13 protein-coding genes are annotated in these 15,271 nt (G+C 61.4%); 12 read left to right on the forward strand and 1 reads right to left on the reverse strand.

All coding sequences use genetic code 11. The features are described 5' to 3' along the window. The first annotated feature begins 23 nt into the window (after positions 1–23). Both ABH912_RS22460 and ABH912_RS22465 read left to right on the forward strand, forming a co-directional pair. Positions 24–5,930, forward strand: a complete 5,907-nt coding sequence (locus tag ABH912_RS22460) for an Hpt domain-containing protein (RefSeq protein ID WP_429511683.1) — start codon at positions 24–26, stop codon at positions 5,928–5,930. Further along, on the forward strand, positions 5,923–6,390 hold the full coding sequence (locus ABH912_RS22465; RefSeq protein ID WP_033060455.1) for a chemotaxis protein CheW: 468 nt from the start codon (positions 5,923–5,925) through the stop codon (positions 6,388–6,390). The genes ABH912_RS22460 and ABH912_RS22465 overlap by 8 nt, the downstream gene beginning before the upstream one ends. A 153-nt stretch (positions 6,391–6,543) precedes the next feature. Here the strand turns inward: ABH912_RS22465 and ABH912_RS22470 are convergent, their stop codons facing one another. Next, complete coding sequence (locus ABH912_RS22470) at positions 6,544–6,918, reverse strand: DUF6124 family protein (protein WP_429511684.1); 375 nt, start codon at positions 6,916–6,918, stop codon at positions 6,544–6,546. Between the two features lie 434 nt (positions 6,919–7,352). Here ABH912_RS22470 and ABH912_RS22475 point away from each other — a divergent pair, with 434 nt between their 5' ends. The 10 genes from ABH912_RS22475 (at position 7,353) to madL (ending at position 15,271) form a co-directional block, all read left to right on the forward strand. Next, positions 7,353–7,982: a nucleotidyltransferase domain-containing protein gene (locus ABH912_RS22475; RefSeq protein WP_429511685.1), complete on the forward strand. Its 630-nt coding sequence runs from the start codon at positions 7,353–7,355 to the stop codon at positions 7,980–7,982. Continuing rightward, entirely contained in the window at positions 7,945–8,385 is a 441-nt protein-coding gene (locus ABH912_RS22480) for a hypothetical protein (protein WP_033060452.1), read from the forward strand. Before ABH912_RS22475 ends, ABH912_RS22480 begins: the two co-directional genes overlap by 38 nt. Before the next feature lie 424 nt (positions 8,386–8,809). Next, positions 8,810–10,480, forward strand: a complete 1,671-nt coding sequence (gene mdcA, locus ABH912_RS22485) for a malonate decarboxylase subunit alpha (RefSeq protein WP_033060450.1) — start codon at positions 8,810–8,812, stop codon at positions 10,478–10,480. Then, complete coding sequence (locus ABH912_RS22490; RefSeq protein WP_429511686.1) at positions 10,480–11,337, forward strand: triphosphoribosyl-dephospho-CoA synthase; 858 nt, start codon at positions 10,480–10,482, stop codon at positions 11,335–11,337. Before mdcA ends, ABH912_RS22490 begins: the two co-directional genes overlap by 1 nt. After that, complete coding sequence (locus ABH912_RS22495; protein ID WP_008026217.1) at positions 11,337–11,636, forward strand: malonate decarboxylase subunit delta; 300 nt, start codon at positions 11,337–11,339, stop codon at positions 11,634–11,636. Before ABH912_RS22490 ends, ABH912_RS22495 begins: the two co-directional genes overlap by 1 nt. Next, a complete protein-coding gene (locus ABH912_RS22500) occupies positions 11,629–12,471 on the forward strand; it encodes a biotin-independent malonate decarboxylase subunit beta (RefSeq protein ID WP_429511687.1) in 843 nt (280 codons plus the stop codon). Before ABH912_RS22495 ends, ABH912_RS22500 begins: the two co-directional genes overlap by 8 nt. Further along, entirely contained in the window at positions 12,468–13,271 is an 804-nt protein-coding gene (mdcE, locus tag ABH912_RS22505) for a biotin-independent malonate decarboxylase subunit gamma (protein WP_429511688.1), read from the forward strand. The genes ABH912_RS22500 and mdcE overlap by 4 nt, the downstream gene beginning before the upstream one ends. Then, entirely contained in the window at positions 13,265–13,885 is a 621-nt protein-coding gene (locus ABH912_RS22510) for a malonate decarboxylase holo-ACP synthase (protein WP_429511689.1), read from the forward strand. Before mdcE ends, ABH912_RS22510 begins: the two co-directional genes overlap by 7 nt. After that, complete coding sequence (gene mdcH, locus ABH912_RS22515) at positions 13,882–14,793, forward strand: malonate decarboxylase subunit epsilon (protein WP_429511690.1); 912 nt, start codon at positions 13,882–13,884, stop codon at positions 14,791–14,793. Before ABH912_RS22510 ends, mdcH begins: the two co-directional genes overlap by 4 nt. Positions 14,794–14,854: 61 nt before the next feature. Then, complete coding sequence (madL, locus tag ABH912_RS22520; RefSeq protein ID WP_033060440.1) at positions 14,855–15,271, forward strand: malonate transporter subunit MadL; 417 nt, start codon at positions 14,855–14,857, stop codon at positions 15,269–15,271.

A 15,271-nucleotide genomic window follows, 5' to 3' on the forward strand; every position in this document is an offset into this window, starting at 1 on the left:
CGCGAATGATGAGTGGAGTGGTTATGGGTGATCGGCACGACTATGTGGCCCTCGAGTGGGTCAAAGGCGAGATTGCCGAAACGCTGAAAGTGGCTCACCAGGCGATTGAAACGTTGCTTGATGACCCGCAGGCGACGCATGCGCTCAGTGAATGCCTGGCGTGCATCCATCAGGTTCACGGCAGTTTGCAGATGGTCGAGTTCTACGGCGCGGCGCTGCTCGCCGAAGAGATGGAGCATCTGACCAGCGCCTTGCAACAGAACCGCGTCAGTCATCGCGATGAGACGCTCCACCTGTTGCTGCAAGCCATTGGGCGGCTGCCGACTTACCTCGACCGGGTGCAAGGTGCGCGCCGTGACCTGCCGCTGGTGGTGTTGCCACTGATCAACGATCTGCGCAGCGCCCGTGGCGAAAGCCTGTTGTCGGAAACCAGCCTGTTCAGCCCGCAATTGCCGGACCTGCCGCCGCTGGACGATGAGTCGCTGGCACTGCTGGAGCCGGCAGATTTACCAAATGTGCTGCGCAAGTTGCGGCAGATGTTGCAGATGGCCCTGGTCGGATTGCTGCGTGAACAGGACGGCGAAACCAACCTCGGTTACCTGACCAAGGTTTTTGCGCGCCTCGAAGGGCTGTGCGGCAACGCCCCCCTGAGCCCGTTGTGGCAAGTCGCCTCGGCGCTGGTCGAAGGCATGCGCGGCGGCTCGATTGCTAACAGTCCGGCGTTGCGCAGCCTGTTCAAGGAGGCTGACAAAGAACTGAAGCGCCTGCTCGAACAGGGCATGCCTGGAATCAATCAGCCAGCGCCGCTGGAGTTGCTCAAGAGTTTGCTGTTCTACATTGCCAAGGCCGAACATCCCACCGGGCAGATGCTGACCATGAAAGATCGCTACGGACTGGACGACGCGCTGCCTGACAGCGCAATGGTCGACGAAGAACGAGCACGGCTGGCCGGTCCCGACCGCGATGCCATGCGCTCGGTGTTGGCCGCATTGTGTGAAGAGCTGGTGCGGGTCAAGGAACGCCTGGACCTGTTCGTGCGCAGTGACCGCCAACACACCTCGGACCTCGAAAGCCTGCTGGCGCCCCTGCGGCAAATCGCCGACACCCTGGCGGTGCTCGGTTTCGGCCAGCCACGCAAGGTCATCATCGATCAACTGGCGGTGGTATTAAGCCTCGCCCAGGGCCAGCGTGAGCCCAACGACGCGATCCTGATGGACGTCGCCGGTGCCTTGCTCTACGTCGAAGCGACGCTGGCCGGCATGGTCGGCACCGTCGAGCCGGAAAGCCAGGAAGACAGCCGCCTGCCGACCACCGACCTGACCCAGATCCATCAGATTGTGATCAAGGAAGCGCGCATCTGCCTGCAACAGGCCAAGGACATGATCGTCGACTACATCGACGCCGACTGGGACCGCCAGCACTTGCAGCCACTGCCGGCCTTGCTGACCCAGGTGCGCGGTGCGCTGGCGATGATTCCGTTGAGCCGTGCGGCGAGCCTGATCGAAACCTGCAACCACTTCATCCGCGAGCACCTGCTGCTGGACCCGGATCATCCTGGCTGGCAGGAACTGGACAGCCTGGCCGACGTCATCACCAGCATCGAGTATTACCTGGAGCGCCTCAGCGACGACCCCGAAGCGCCGGGTGAACAGTTGCTCGACGTCGCGGAAAAAAGCCTGGCCGCACTCGGCTTTTTCCCCAGCGAGCAGCAGGTGCCGGTGCTTGAAGATGTGCTCAGCCCGAGTGAAGCGCAGGTCATGCAGGATCTGCAGGAACTGGATGACCCTGAGACCGTCAAGTCACTGGCCGATGTCTTGGCCAGCCCCGTGTCTTCCGTCAACCCGCCCGCCCTGACGACCCCGGGAAGCTTGTTGCCGCCGCCCGCTGGTGAAGAGCCGGTGGACGATGAGCTGCGGGAAGTGTTCCTCGAAGAGACCGATGAAGTCCTCGAAATCCTCCGGGAGTACCTGCCGCGCTGGTCGGCCGATCCCGAGAGCGAGTCGGCCCTGAGCGAACTGCGCCGGGCCTTCCATACGCTCAAGGGCAGTGGCCGGATGGTCCGCGCTTTGGTCCTGGGCGAACTGGCCTGGGCGATGGAAAACCTGCTCAACCGCGTACTGGAACGCAGCGTTCCGCCGGGGCCGGCGGTGCAGCAACTGCTGGGCGAAGCGCTGAATCTGCTGCCGGAACTGGTGGCCGAGTTTGCGGCCAATGCCCAGCGCCAGCGCAACGACGTTGACCAATTGGCCGCACGCGCCCACGCCTTGGCCAAGGGCAATGAGCCGATCCCCGACGAGGATGCGCAGGACGTCGCAGCCCTCGATCCGCTGCTGCTCGAGATCTTCCGCAACGAAGCCGAAACCCATTTGGGCAGCCTCAACCGTTTCCTCGATAAAGCCGCCGAGCATCTGCCATTGCAGGCCAGCGACGAGTTGCAGCGGGCGCTGCACACGCTCAAGGGCAGCGCCTCCATGGCTGGCGTATTGCCGATCGCCGAACTGGCAACACCGCTGGATCATCTGGCCCGGGAGTACAAGGCGCACCTGCTCGCCCTCGACCTGGACGAAGTCGAACTGTTACTCGAAGCCGAAGGCTTGTTCCGTCTCGGGTTGCGACAGCTCAAGACTGATCCGCTGGCAGAAATTCCTGGCGCCCGCTCGTTGATCGAGCGAACCCAGGCGTTGCTGGCCGAGCGTCTGGAAACACTCCTGAGTGCACCGAATACCGGGTTGCGCATCAAGCGTGATCCGCAACTGATCAACAACTTCCTCGCACAAGGCATGGACATCCTGCTCGACGCCGAAAGCCTGTTGCAGCGCTGGCAGCAACATCCCGGCGAGCGTCAGGAACTCAGCGCACTGCTGGATGAATTGACCACCCTAGGCGAAGGCGCACACCTGGCGGATCTGCATCCGGTGGATGAACTCTGCGAAGCCTTGCTCGATCTCTACGGCGCGGTGGAAGAAAGCAGCCTGGCGGTCAGCGAGGCGTTTTTCCACGAGGCGCAAAGTGCCCACGAAGCGCTGATCAACATGCTCGACGAACTGGCCGCCGGCCAGGAAGTCAGCCCGCAACCGGAACGCATCCGGGCCTTGCGCGGTTTGCTCGATGAGAGCCTGGATCCGTCGGCGATGGGGCTGATTCGCAGCGACGGCAGCCGCACGTTGAGCATTCGCGAACTGGGCAGCGCCACGGCTGAGCTGGAACAGACCGCGACCCAGGTTGAGCTGGACGATGAAATCGTTTCGATCTTCCTCGAAGAGGCGGTGGATATCCTCGAGAGCGCCGGCCAGGCCTTGCAGCGCTGGCTGAGCGACCCGGACAACGCCGCGCCGTTGCTGTCGTTGCAGCGAGATTTGCACACCCTCAAGGGGGGCGCGCGGATGGCCGAGGTCGAGCCGGTCGGCGATCTGGCCCATGAACTGGAAAGTCTTTACGAAGGGCTGGTGGACCGCCGTTACGCCTACAGCGAAGCCTTGGCGCACTTGCTGCAACACAGTCACGACCGGCTCGCGCAGTTGCTTGATCAGTTGCAGAACCAGCGGCCATTGGGCGATCCGGGTGAGCTGATCGAGGCCATTCGCGAGTTTCGCCAGGGCAACGCCAGTGCTGTTGAAACGGTCGAACCGGCACGGGCCGAGGATTCGCCGGGCCATGATCCGGAGCTTCTGGAGATCTTCCTCGAGGAAGGTTTCGACATCATCGAAAACTCCGGCGCGGCGCTGGTGCGCTGGCAGGCCGAGCCGTCGAATCGCCAGGAAGTGGAAACCCTGCTGCGTGATTTGCACACCCTCAAGGGTAGCGCGCGGATGGTGGAAATCGCGCCGATTGGCGACCTCGCCCATGAGCTGGAATTCCTCTACGAAGGCCTGTCGGCTGGCGTGCTGCAACCCACCGCCGCGTTGTTCGGCCTGTTGCAAAGCAGCCACGACCGACTGGCGCAGATGCTTGACGCGGCCCGTGCCGGTCAGCCATTGCCGCCCGCCGATCAACTGATCGACGCGATCAAGAATTTCAGTCATCCGGCCGTGCCAGAAGCACCGGCACCGGTCGTGGTGTCCGCTACGCCGAAAGTCGAGACGCCGGCACTGCAACCCGATGCCGGCGCGGACATGGTCAAGGTCTCGGCGGAACTGCTCGACGATCTGGTGAACCTGGCCGGCGAAACGTCGATCTTCCGTGGCCGGATCGAACAACAGGTCAACGATGCGCGCGTGACCCTGAGCGAGATGGAAACCACCATCGAGCGCATGCGCGACCAGTTGCGTCGTCTCGACACGGAAACCCAAGGGCGGATTCTCAGCCGCCAGCAAGTCGATGCCGAACGCTTGGGCTACGAAGAATTCGATCCGCTGGAAATGGACCGCCACTCACAGTTGCAGCAACTGTCGCGCGCGCTGTTCGAATCCGCCTCGGACTTGCTCGACCTCAAGGAAACCCTCGACCGACGCAATCAGGACGCAGAAAACCTGCTGCAACAGCAGGGCCGCATCAACACCGAATTGCAGGAAGGCCTGATGCGTACGCGCATGGTGCCGTTCGAACGGATGTTGCCGCGCTTGAAGCGGATCGTTCGTCAGGTGTCCGGCGAGTTGGGGAAAGATGTGGAATTCATCGTCGGCAATGCCGAAGGCGAGATGGACCGCAACGTTCTCGAACGCATGGCCGCGCCGTTGGAACACATGCTGCGCAACGCCGTGGATCATGGGCTGGAATCCGCCGAGGTGCGTATCGCGGCGGGTAAACCGGCGCAGGGTCGTATCACGCTCGACCTGTCGCGAGAGGGCGGCGACATCATTTTCGACATCCGCGACGATGGGGCCGGCGTGCCGCTGGACGCGGTGCGGCGCAAGGCGATCAAACGCGGGTTGCTGGCCCCGGACAGCGACATCAGCGACCGCGATGTACTGCAATTCATCCTGCAACCGGGGTTCTCCACCGCCGAGAAAATCACCCAGATTTCCGGGCGCGGCGTCGGCATGGACGTGGTGCACGAAGAGGTCCGGCAGCTCGGCGGCAGCATGAGCATCGACTCTGTGGCCGGGCAGGGCGTGCACTTCCGGATTCGCCTGCCGTTCACCGTGTCGGTCAACCGGGCGCTGATGGTGCAGTGTTTTGATGATCAGTACGCGATCCCGCTGAACACCATCGATGGCATCGTTCGCGTGCTGCCCAACGAGCTTGAAGGGCATTACCGGCTCGATCCGCCGACCTACAAATACGCCGGGCAACACTATGAACTGTGTTACCTGGGCGAACTGCTGAAAACCAGCCATCGCCCCAAACTACTCGGCCAGAGCCTGCCGCTGCCGGTGTTGCTGGTGCAGTGCAACGAGCGGCACATCGCGGTGCAAGTCGACTCCATGGCTGGCACTCGCGAGATCGTGGTCAAAAGCCTCGGCCCGCAATTTGCGGCGGTGCAGGGTCTGTCCGGGGCCACGATTCTCGGCGATGGGCGGGTGGTGCTGATTCTCGATTTGCTGGCACCAATCCGCGCGATGCAGGCCCGCGTGCCGCAACAGCCAGTGGCTCAGGAGGCGGAGGTCGAGCCGCACAAGCCATTGCTGGTGTTGGTGGTCGACGATTCGGTGACGGTGCGCAAGGTCACCAGCCGTCTGCTGGAACGCCACGGCATGAACGTGCTGACCGCCAAGGACGGTGTTGACGCCATGCTGCTGCTGGAAGAACACCTGCCTGACCTGATGCTGCTCGACATCGAAATGCCACGCATGGACGGCTTCGAAGTCGCGACCCAGGTACGCGCCGACGCACGTCTGCAGCACCTGCCGATCATCATGATCACCTCCCGCACCGGCCAGAAACACCGCGACCGCGCCATGGCCATCGGCGTCAACGACTACCTTGGCAAGCCGTACCAGGAATCGGTGCTGCTCGAAAGCATCGCGTTGTGGAGCAAAACCCATGCTTGATGACCATTTTTACCAGCGCACCAACAACCTGACGGGGCTGTTGTTGCCCTTGGCCGACCGCAACCTGATCCTGCCCAACGTCGCTGTTGCGGAGCTTATTGATTACCAACCCAGCGCCTTCGACCTCGACACGCCGCCGTGGTACCTCGGGCGGGTCATGTGGCGGAACCGGCAGATTCCGTTGTTGAGTTTTGAGTCGGCGTGTGGACAGAAAATCGTGATCGGTGAGCGGGCGCGGATTGTCATCCTCAATGCCCTCGGTGGGCGGCCTGATTTGAAATTCATCGCCCTGCTGGTGCAGGGGATTCCGCGGTCTTACAAGCTTGATAGCCAGTTGAGCTATGTGGATGTGCCGTTGTGTTCGCTGGAAAAGGCGGCGGTGCAGGTGGGGGAGCAGGTGGCGAAGGTGCCGGATTTGTTGGCACTGGAAGAACTGCTAGTGAGTGCGGGTCTGGTCTAACCGGATCCCTGTGGCGAGGGAGCTTGCTCCCGCTGGGTCGCGAAGCGGCCCCAAAACCTGTAACCGAGGTGTATCAGGTACACCGCATGCAATGGTTTTACGACTGCTTCGCAGCCGAACGGGAGCAAGCTCCCTCGCCACAAGGTTTCTGCGCTAAACCCCGGTCCGAGTCTTCATCTGCGCCGACTCGTGATGATCCAGAGCCCGCTCCACCAACAACTGCACCCCATCCGCCATGCGGCTGAGCGCCAAGGCTACAGAGCGGCGTGAGCCTTCCACATCGTCCGCCAGATCGGCAGCAATGGCGCTGATGGACAGCAGGTCTTCGGATGCATTGGCCAGCAGGGCTTCGGTGTCGATATCAGGGGAGACGCTGAAGAGATGATGCTTGCGGCGCTTGCCCGGTTTTTCATGGGGGGGGAAGTAGTAGGAAAAGACGCGGTCGGCGGCTTCCTTGAGTTTTTCAGCTTCGAGGGATGCTTCGGAACCGGTGTCGGTTTCCGGCGGGTTGGGAGTGGGTTTGAACATGGCAAAGATCCTTGTAGTGATGGAGCTGCCATTTTTCGTTTTCCAGACGAAAAGGGTGGCAGCTGTACGCGGACTGGAAAAACCGAGATAGGATCAAACCCGGCAGACCCGAAGGTCTCCCACGCACAGCCGCCATAACTTAGAGCTACGGAGCAAAAAAGCGCCGCATTATGTCATGTGCATTGATCCTGTCCTTCGGGTTTTCCAGACCCGGTCGCTGAATTGGCAGCGACCCGGAAACGATAAAGATCAACGCAAAACCGCACCAGTCGGCGGGTTCCGGCATTGCTGTAGGCAGCGACGCCAGACTGCGTAGCCTCTCACCCGTCCTGCGAAGAAACTTTTAAACACAAATCCCCATTCGGCTCGCGACAGGTTGAAGATTCCCAAAAAGGGACCTATCGTTCCCTTTTTGGGACTTATCGGTTGCCACTGTGAAAAACCTTTCCCTCAGCGAAGCCCTGTTCACGACTACTCAGCAAAAAGTGCTGGGCTTGTTGTTCGGCAAACCCGACCGCAGTTTTTACGCCAACGAGATCGCTCGCTGGGCTCAAGTGGGTAAAGGCAGCCTCATGCGCGAGCTGGATCGGTTGCAGCGGGCAGGCGTGCTGACCATGGCTCGTCAGGGCAACCAGACCCACTATCAAGCCAATCCCGACTGCCCGATCTATGCCGAACTGCTGGGCATCGCCCGCAAAACCTTTGGTATTGCCGAGCCTCTGCGCCAAGCGCTCCAACCCTTTGCCGAACAGATCATCTGGGCATTTGTGTACGGCTCTATCGCCAAGGATCAGGCAAACGCATCCAGTGACATTGATCTCATGCTGATCGGCGAGGGCCTGCACTACAGTGAAGTGATGGAGCGGCTTATACCGACGGAGGAGCAGTTGGGTCGCGTCCTCAACCCGACGCTCTACACCCCCGACGACTGGGCCGAAAAACTGGCGGCTGAAAATAGCTTCGTCGTGCGGGTAGCGCAGCAGGACAAGATCAACCTGATGGGGGGAAACCCTTTGGAGTCCAAGGATGGGCAGCAACGAGAACCTGGAAAACCTGTTACGTAGCGGTGGACTGAAAGCTGAACCGCCGGATCGCAAGGAATGCGAAGGGCTGATGCGTTCGGCGGTAGACCGATTGAAAGACGCGCAAACGTCTTCGCTTTCCTTCGCGAGTCGTTTCGACCTGGCTTACAACGCTGCCCATGCCCTTGCACTGACGGCTCTTCGCTTGTGCGGCTACCGTTCAGACAAGCGATATCTGGTGTTTCAGTGCCTGGTACATACCGCTGATATTGGCAAAGTACAGGTTCGGCTATTCGCCCTGTGTCATGAGCGACGAAATCTGGCGGAGTACGAAGGCTATATGGATGAAGATCCGGCGTTGTTGGCGCAGTTGTTGAAAAGTGCTGAACAGCTTCTGATTCGAGTGCAGGAGCAGATGGCGTCCTTCAGTTCATCGTGGACCTGATCGCTCCCACGCAGAGTGTCCCAAAAAAGGGACTGATTGGTCCTTTTTTGGGACTTGTCGATGATTGCTGTGGAGCTTTCTCAGGACATATGTTTCAACACAAAAACCAGGTGTGTTCGAAATCCACCCCTCACCCCAACCCTCTCCCCAGAGGGGCGGGGGGGAAAAGGGAGCAGATCTTCATGCTTTTCAGGTCCTGAATTCGACTCAGGAATTTCAGGTCGCAGCATTCAGCACAAACACCTCGGTCAGTCCCCTCTACCCTCTGGGGAGAGGGTTAGGGTGAGGGGTGAATCTAACTGACACAAAAGAAAACCAGACCAACCATTACCCTGACCGTAACGATCCGTCTCTCTGCTTGATTGATGCCCCCCACCCAACACTCCTAAGGTGACTCCCACGACAGCGAACCCGTGGAGTGGTCATGACAACAACAATATCCCCCGACTCGCGATGGACGCGGCGGCGCAGCGAAAAGCAGCGGCGTCTCGAGCTGGTACGGGGTTTCGCCGACGGTGTGGTCCTGCCCACCGACAAAATCGTTGCGGCGCTGGAGGCCTTGATCCTGCCTGGCGACCGTGTGGTGCTGGAGGGCAATAACCAGAAGCAGGCGGATTTCCTGTCCCGCTCCCTGGCCAAGGCTGATCCGGCGAAGCTGCATGACCTGCACATGATCATGCCCAGCGTCGGTCGCTCCGAGCACCTGGACCTGTTTGAACGTGGCATCGCCCGTAAGCTCGACTTCTCTTTCGCCGGCACCCAGAGCCTGCGCATCAGCCAGTTGCTGGAAGACGGCCTGCTGGAAATCGGCGCGATCCACACCTACATCGAGCTCTATGCGCGACTGGTGGTCGACCTGATTCCCAACGTCGTGCTCTCGGCCGGTTTCATGGCTGACCGCGCCGGCAACATCTACACCGGCCCGAGCACCGAAGACACACCCGCCTTGATCGAACCGGCCGCCTTCAGCGACGGCATCGTCATCGTTCAGGTCAATCAACTGGTGGACGACGTCAGCGAGTTGCCTCGCGTCGACATCCCGGCCTCCTGGGTCGATTTCGTGGTGGTGGCCGACAAGCCGTTCTACATCGAGCCACTGTTCACCCGCGACCCGCGCCACATCAAGCCTGTGCATGTGCTGATGGCAATGATGGCGATCCGCGGGATCTACGAAAAACACAACGTCCAGTCCCTGAACCACGGCATCGGATTCAACACCGCCGCCATCGAACTGATCCTGCCAACCTACGGCGAATCCCTCGGCCTGAAGGGCAAAATCTGCCGCAACTGGACGCTCAATCCGCATCCAACTTTGATTCCGGCCATCGAAAGCGGTTGGGTCGAAAGCGTGCATTGCTTCGGCACCGAACTGGGCATGGAAAACTACATCGCCGCTCGGCCCGACGTGTTCTTCACCGGCCGCGATGGCTCTCTGCGTTCCAATCGAATGTTCTGCCAACTGGCCGGGCAATACGCGGTGGACCTGTTCATCGGTGCGACGCTGCAAGTCGACGGCGACGGCCATTCCTCCACTGTGACGCGCGGACGCCTGGCCGGTTTCGGTGGTGCGCCGAACATGGGCCATGACCCGCGCGGTCGCCGCCACGGCACACCGGCCTGGCTCGACATGCGTCACGACGATGCGCCCGAAGCGTTGCTGGAGCGAGGCAAGAAACTCGTGGTGCAAATGGTCGAGACCTTCCAGGAGGGCGGCAAACCGACCTTTGTCGAAACCCTCGACGCGGTGGAAGTGGCGAAGAAAAGTGGCATGCCGCTGGCACCGATCATGATCTACGGCGATGACGTCACTCACTTGCTGACCGAAGAAGGCATCGCCTATCTCTACAAGGCGCGTTCGCTGGAAGAACGTCAGGCGATGATCGCGGCCGTGGCCGGAGTCACCGTGATCGGCCTGCGCCACAACCCGAAAGACACCGCGCGCATGCGCCGCGAAGGTCTGATCGCCTTGCCCGAAGACCTCGGCATCCGCCGCACCGACGCCACCCGCGAATTGCTCGCCGCCAAAAGCGTGGCTGATCTGGTGGAGTGGTCCGGTGGCCTCTACAACCCGCCCGCCAAGTTCAGGAGCTGGTAATGCACGCATTTAACCTGCAACCGAAAACCCTGTCGTTGGCCGAGCGCCTGGCGGATCTGGCCGTGGACGCGCTGATCGACGAAGCGGACCTGTCGCCGAAACCGGCGCTGGTTGACCGTCGCGGCAATGGCGCGCACATTGATTTGCACCTCGGGCTGATGCACGCCTCGGCACTGTCCCTGTGGCCGGCGTTCAAGGAAATGGCGGAGGCCGCCATTGAATTCGGCGAGGTCTGTTTGCCGCTGCGCGAAGCCATTGGCCTGATCGGTCGTGAAGGCGAGGAAGTGATGCTCGCCACCACGGGTGGGGTGAATGCCCATCGCGGCGCCATCTGGGCCTTGGGTTTGTTGGTCGCGGCGGCTGCATTGGAACCTGAATCCACTGGCGCAGGCTCCATCACTTTGCGCGCTGCACGTCTGGCTTTGCTCGACGACCGTTACGCGCCGCGTCCTCTGAGCCACGGCGCGCAAGTCGCCCAGCGTTACGGCGCTCGTGGTGCCCGTGAAGAAGCCCAGCTTGGTTTCCCGGCAGTGATTCAACGGGCGTTGCCGCAACTCAAACGCAGCCGCGCTGCCGGCGATGGCGAGCAGAACGCCCGGCTCGATGCCTTGCTGGCGATCATGACGGATCTGGCCGACACCTGCGTGCTGTACCGCGCAGGCGAACAAGGCCTGCAGACCATGCAGCTCGGCGCCCAAGCCGTGCTCGATGCGGGCGGCAGCGCCAGCCTCGCCGGTCGCCGCCGTTTGCACGAATTGGACGAACAATTAATCGCATTGAATGCGTCGCCCGGTGGTGCAGCGGATTTGCTCGCCGCCTGCCTGTTTATCGACCGCATCGAGTCCGGAGCTTTCTGATGGAAACCTTATCTTTTGAATTCCCCGCCGGGCAGCCACCACGCGGCCGAACGCTGGTGGGTTGTGTCGGCTCGGGCGACCTGGAAGTGCTGATCGAACCGGGTCAGGCCGGCAAACTGACGATCAAGGTGCAGACCTCGGTCAACGGCGCCGAACAACGCTGGCAGCATCTGTTCGCGCGGATGTTCGACGGTCAGACACCGCCGGCGATGGCGATCGATATCCACGATTTCGGCGCGACGCCGGGCGTGGTGCGCTTGCGTCTGGAACAAGGCTTTGAGGAGATCGGCCATGACTGATCTCCTCCAGAAGCACAGCTTCGTCGAACTCGGCGCCCGGCAACGGGCAAAAGCCTTGCTCGACGCCGGCACCTTCCGCGAATTGCTCGACCCGTTTCAACGCGTCATGTCGCCGTGGCTGTCGCGCCAGGGTGTGGTGCCGCAAGCGGATGACGGCGTGGTGATCGCCAAGGGCAGCATCGACGGTTTGCCGGTGGTGATCGCCGCCATCGAAGGTGCATTTCAGGGCGGCAGCCTCGGTGAGGTCGGCGGGGCGAAAATTGCCGGTGCGCTGGAGCTGGCCGCCGAAGACAACCGCAAGGGCATTCCCACTCGCGCCGTATTGCTGCTGGAAACTGGTGGCGTGCGCTTGCAGGAAGCCAACCTCGGGCTGGCGGCGATTGCCGATATTCATGCGGCGATTGTCGATCTGCGCCAATACCAGCCAGTGGTTGGCGTGGTGGCGGGCAGCGTGGGTTGCTTTGGCGGGATGTCGATTGCTGCCGGGTTGTGCAGTTATTTGCTGGTGACTCAGGAAGCGCGGCTTGGCCTCAACGGTCCGCAAGTGATCGAACAGGAAGCCGGGCTTGAGGAATATGACTCCCGTGATCGTCCCTTCATCTGGAGCCTGACCGGTGGAGAGCAACGTTTCGCCAGCGGTTTGGTGGATCGTTTTGTCGCTGACGACGTGGCGCAGGTTCAGCAGCAGGTCAGCGAATTGCTTAAGCAAGGTTTGCCGGAACAGCAACGCAGCCGTCAGGCCGAATTGTTCCTGCAACGCTTGGCCCGTCTGGACGCCGAGCCGCAAATCGAGCCGTCAACGGTTCGCGATCTGTATCAAGGAGAGCGCTCATGAGTTCGTATTCCCTGAGAGGTTTGAACTGGTTCAACGCCTTGAGTGCGGGCGCGAAACCGGTGGATGGTTTGCCCGCTTCATTGAAGGTTGCCGACGGTGTATTGGGTGACCGACCCGTTCGCTTTATCGCGGTGGTGGCTGATCCTGACAACCGTTTCGTCCGCGCCCGCAATGGCGAGGTCGGTTTGCTGGAAGGTTGGGGCTTGGCGAAGGCTGTGGATGAAGTCATCGCAGCCGATCTGGATAAACCGCAGAAACGCGCCTTGATCGCCATCGTCGATGTGCCGAGCCAGGCCTACGGTCGGCGCGAAGAAGCGCTCGGCATTCATCAGGCCTTGGCCGGTGCCGCCGACAGTTATGCCCGTGCCCGACTGGCCGGCCATGCAGTGATTGGTTTGCTGGTGGGTAAGGCGATGTCCGGGGCGTTTCTGGCTCATGGGTACCAGGCCAATCGGCTGATTGCGCTGCGCGATCCTGGCGTGATGGTGCATGCGATGGGCAAGGCGTCGGCGGCGCGGGTGACCTTGCGCAGTGTTGAAGAACTCGAAGCCTTGGCCGCCAGCGTGCCGCCGATGGCGTATGACATCGACAGCTACGCGAGCCTTGGGTTGCTCTGGGAAACTTTGTCGGTGGAACAGATCGAGCAGCCGACGGCGGCGGATCTCACGCGGGTGACTGAATGCCTGAGCCAGGCGATTGGCGATGTCGCCACCAGTGGCCGAGACCTGAGCAGCCGCTTGGGCGCGAGCAACCGTGCGGCGTCGAGCCAGGTTCGCCAATTGCTGAGAGCGCAGTGGTGAACACGCTTCTGGCCCACGACCTGCTCTGGGGGATGACCCCGGAGCAGTTGCCTGCGGATGCACCTTCGTGGGTGATCGAGTCGATCAGTGCGGGTCAACCGGTTGTGGTTCGGCGTGCGTTGAGCGCGGCGGATCACATCGCGGTCGGCGTGCGTGGGCGTTTGCGTGAACAGCGGTACGCAACGGTGATGTCGGTCGATGCAATCCAGCGTCACGTACGGCCGGAAGCGCTTTGTCATGTCTCGATTGATCGGGATTTGCCGGCAGTGCGCGCCCTCAAACAACTGCGGCCGATGCTCGATTCCTGTGAGTGGGTGTGGGGTGTCAGCGGCAGCGCCGGGTTTGAATTGGCCAGCGGTTTTCAGGCGTTGCATGAGGGCAGTGATCTCGACTTGATTCTGCGTACACCGCAGCCGTTGGGTCGTGTACAGGCGCAGGAACTGGTGAAGATTCTTGATGCTGCTGTCTGCCAGGTGGACATGCAGTTGCAGACTCCATTCGGCGCCGTCGCCTTGCGCGAATGGGCCAGCTCTGCACGTCGGGTTTTGCTGAAAAATGCGAGCCAAGCTGTTCTGGTGATTGATCCGTGGAATCCACAGGAGCAAGCAGCGTGAGCAGTTTGCTGGTGTTCCCCGGCCAGGGCGCGCAGCAGCCGGGCATGCTCCATCGTTTGCCTCGGGAAACAGTGAGCGAGGCGAGTGACGTGCTTGGCGAAGATACATTGCTGCTGGATTCTGCCGAGTCGTTGAAGTCGACAAGGGCTGTTCAGCTCTGCCTGTTGATCGCCGGCGTTGCGGCTTCACGCCAGTTGTTAATGACGGCGGATTACGTGGCCGGGCTTTCCATCGGCGCCTACCCGGCAGCGGTGGTCGCGGGCGCCTTGAACTTCAGCGATGCGCTGCATCTGGTCAGCCTGCGCGGTGAGTTGATGCAACAGGCTTATCCACAAGGCTATGGAATGACGGCAATCATCGGTCTGGACCTGGCCACGGTGGAAGGTTTGCTGACGCAGGTTCACAGCGACGAAACGCCGGTTTACCTGGCCAACATCAACGCCGATAACCAGGTGGTGATTGCCGGCAGCGATGGCGCGATGAAAGCCGTCGCCGAGTTGGCGAAAGGTCGCGGTGCAGGCCTGGCCAAACGTCTGGCCGTCAGCGTGCCGTCCCACTGCCCGCTGCTGGAAACACCTGCGAAAACCCTGGCCGAAGCCTTCGCCAAGGTGCAGCTGAAAACACCGACGCTGGGCTACCTGAGCGGCAGTCGCGCCCGGCCCGTTATCAACACTGAAGCCTTGCGCGACGACCTGGCGTTCAACATGTGCCGCGTGGTGGATTGGCGCGGCACGGTACAAAGCGCCTACGAGCGCGGCGTACGTCTACAGATCGAACTGCCGCCCGGTGCGGTGCTGACCGGGCTGGCGCGCCGGGTGTTCGAGCAGGGCACCGTGATTGCCTTCGACGGTGCGCGGCTCGATACCTTGCAGGCGCTGTTGCGTGAGGAGGGAAGCCGCCAACCCTAGACCACTCAGGCCTTCGAACAACAAAAACAACATTCGACGATGCACTTTGAGGACAACAACAATGATTATTTACGGTGTGGCGCTGTTGGCGATTTGTACGCTGGCAGGGGTGATCGTGGGCGACATGCTCGGCGTGTTGCTGGGCGTGAAATCCAACGTTGGCGGTGTCGGGATCGCGATGATCCTGCTGATCTGCGCACGTTTGTGGATGCATAAACACGGCGGCATGACCAAGGATTGCGAGATGGGCGTCGGCTTCTGGGGCGCCATGTACATTCCCGTCGTGGTCGCGATGGCTGCGCAACAAAACGTCGTCACCGCCCTGCACGGTGGCCCGGTGGCGGTGCTGGCGGCGATCGGTTCGGTGGTGATCTGCGGTTGCACCATTGCGCTGATCAGCCGGACTCACAAAGGCGAACCGTTGCCCGATGAACCGGCGGACATAACGCCGGTCGGCACACCAGTAGGAGGCCGCTGA

Origin of the sequence: Pseudomonas sp. BT76 TE3572 (assembly GCF_050435365.1) — a bacterium.
Lineage (GTDB): Bacteria > Pseudomonadota > Gammaproteobacteria > Pseudomonadales > Pseudomonadaceae > Aquipseudomonas > Aquipseudomonas fluorescens_W.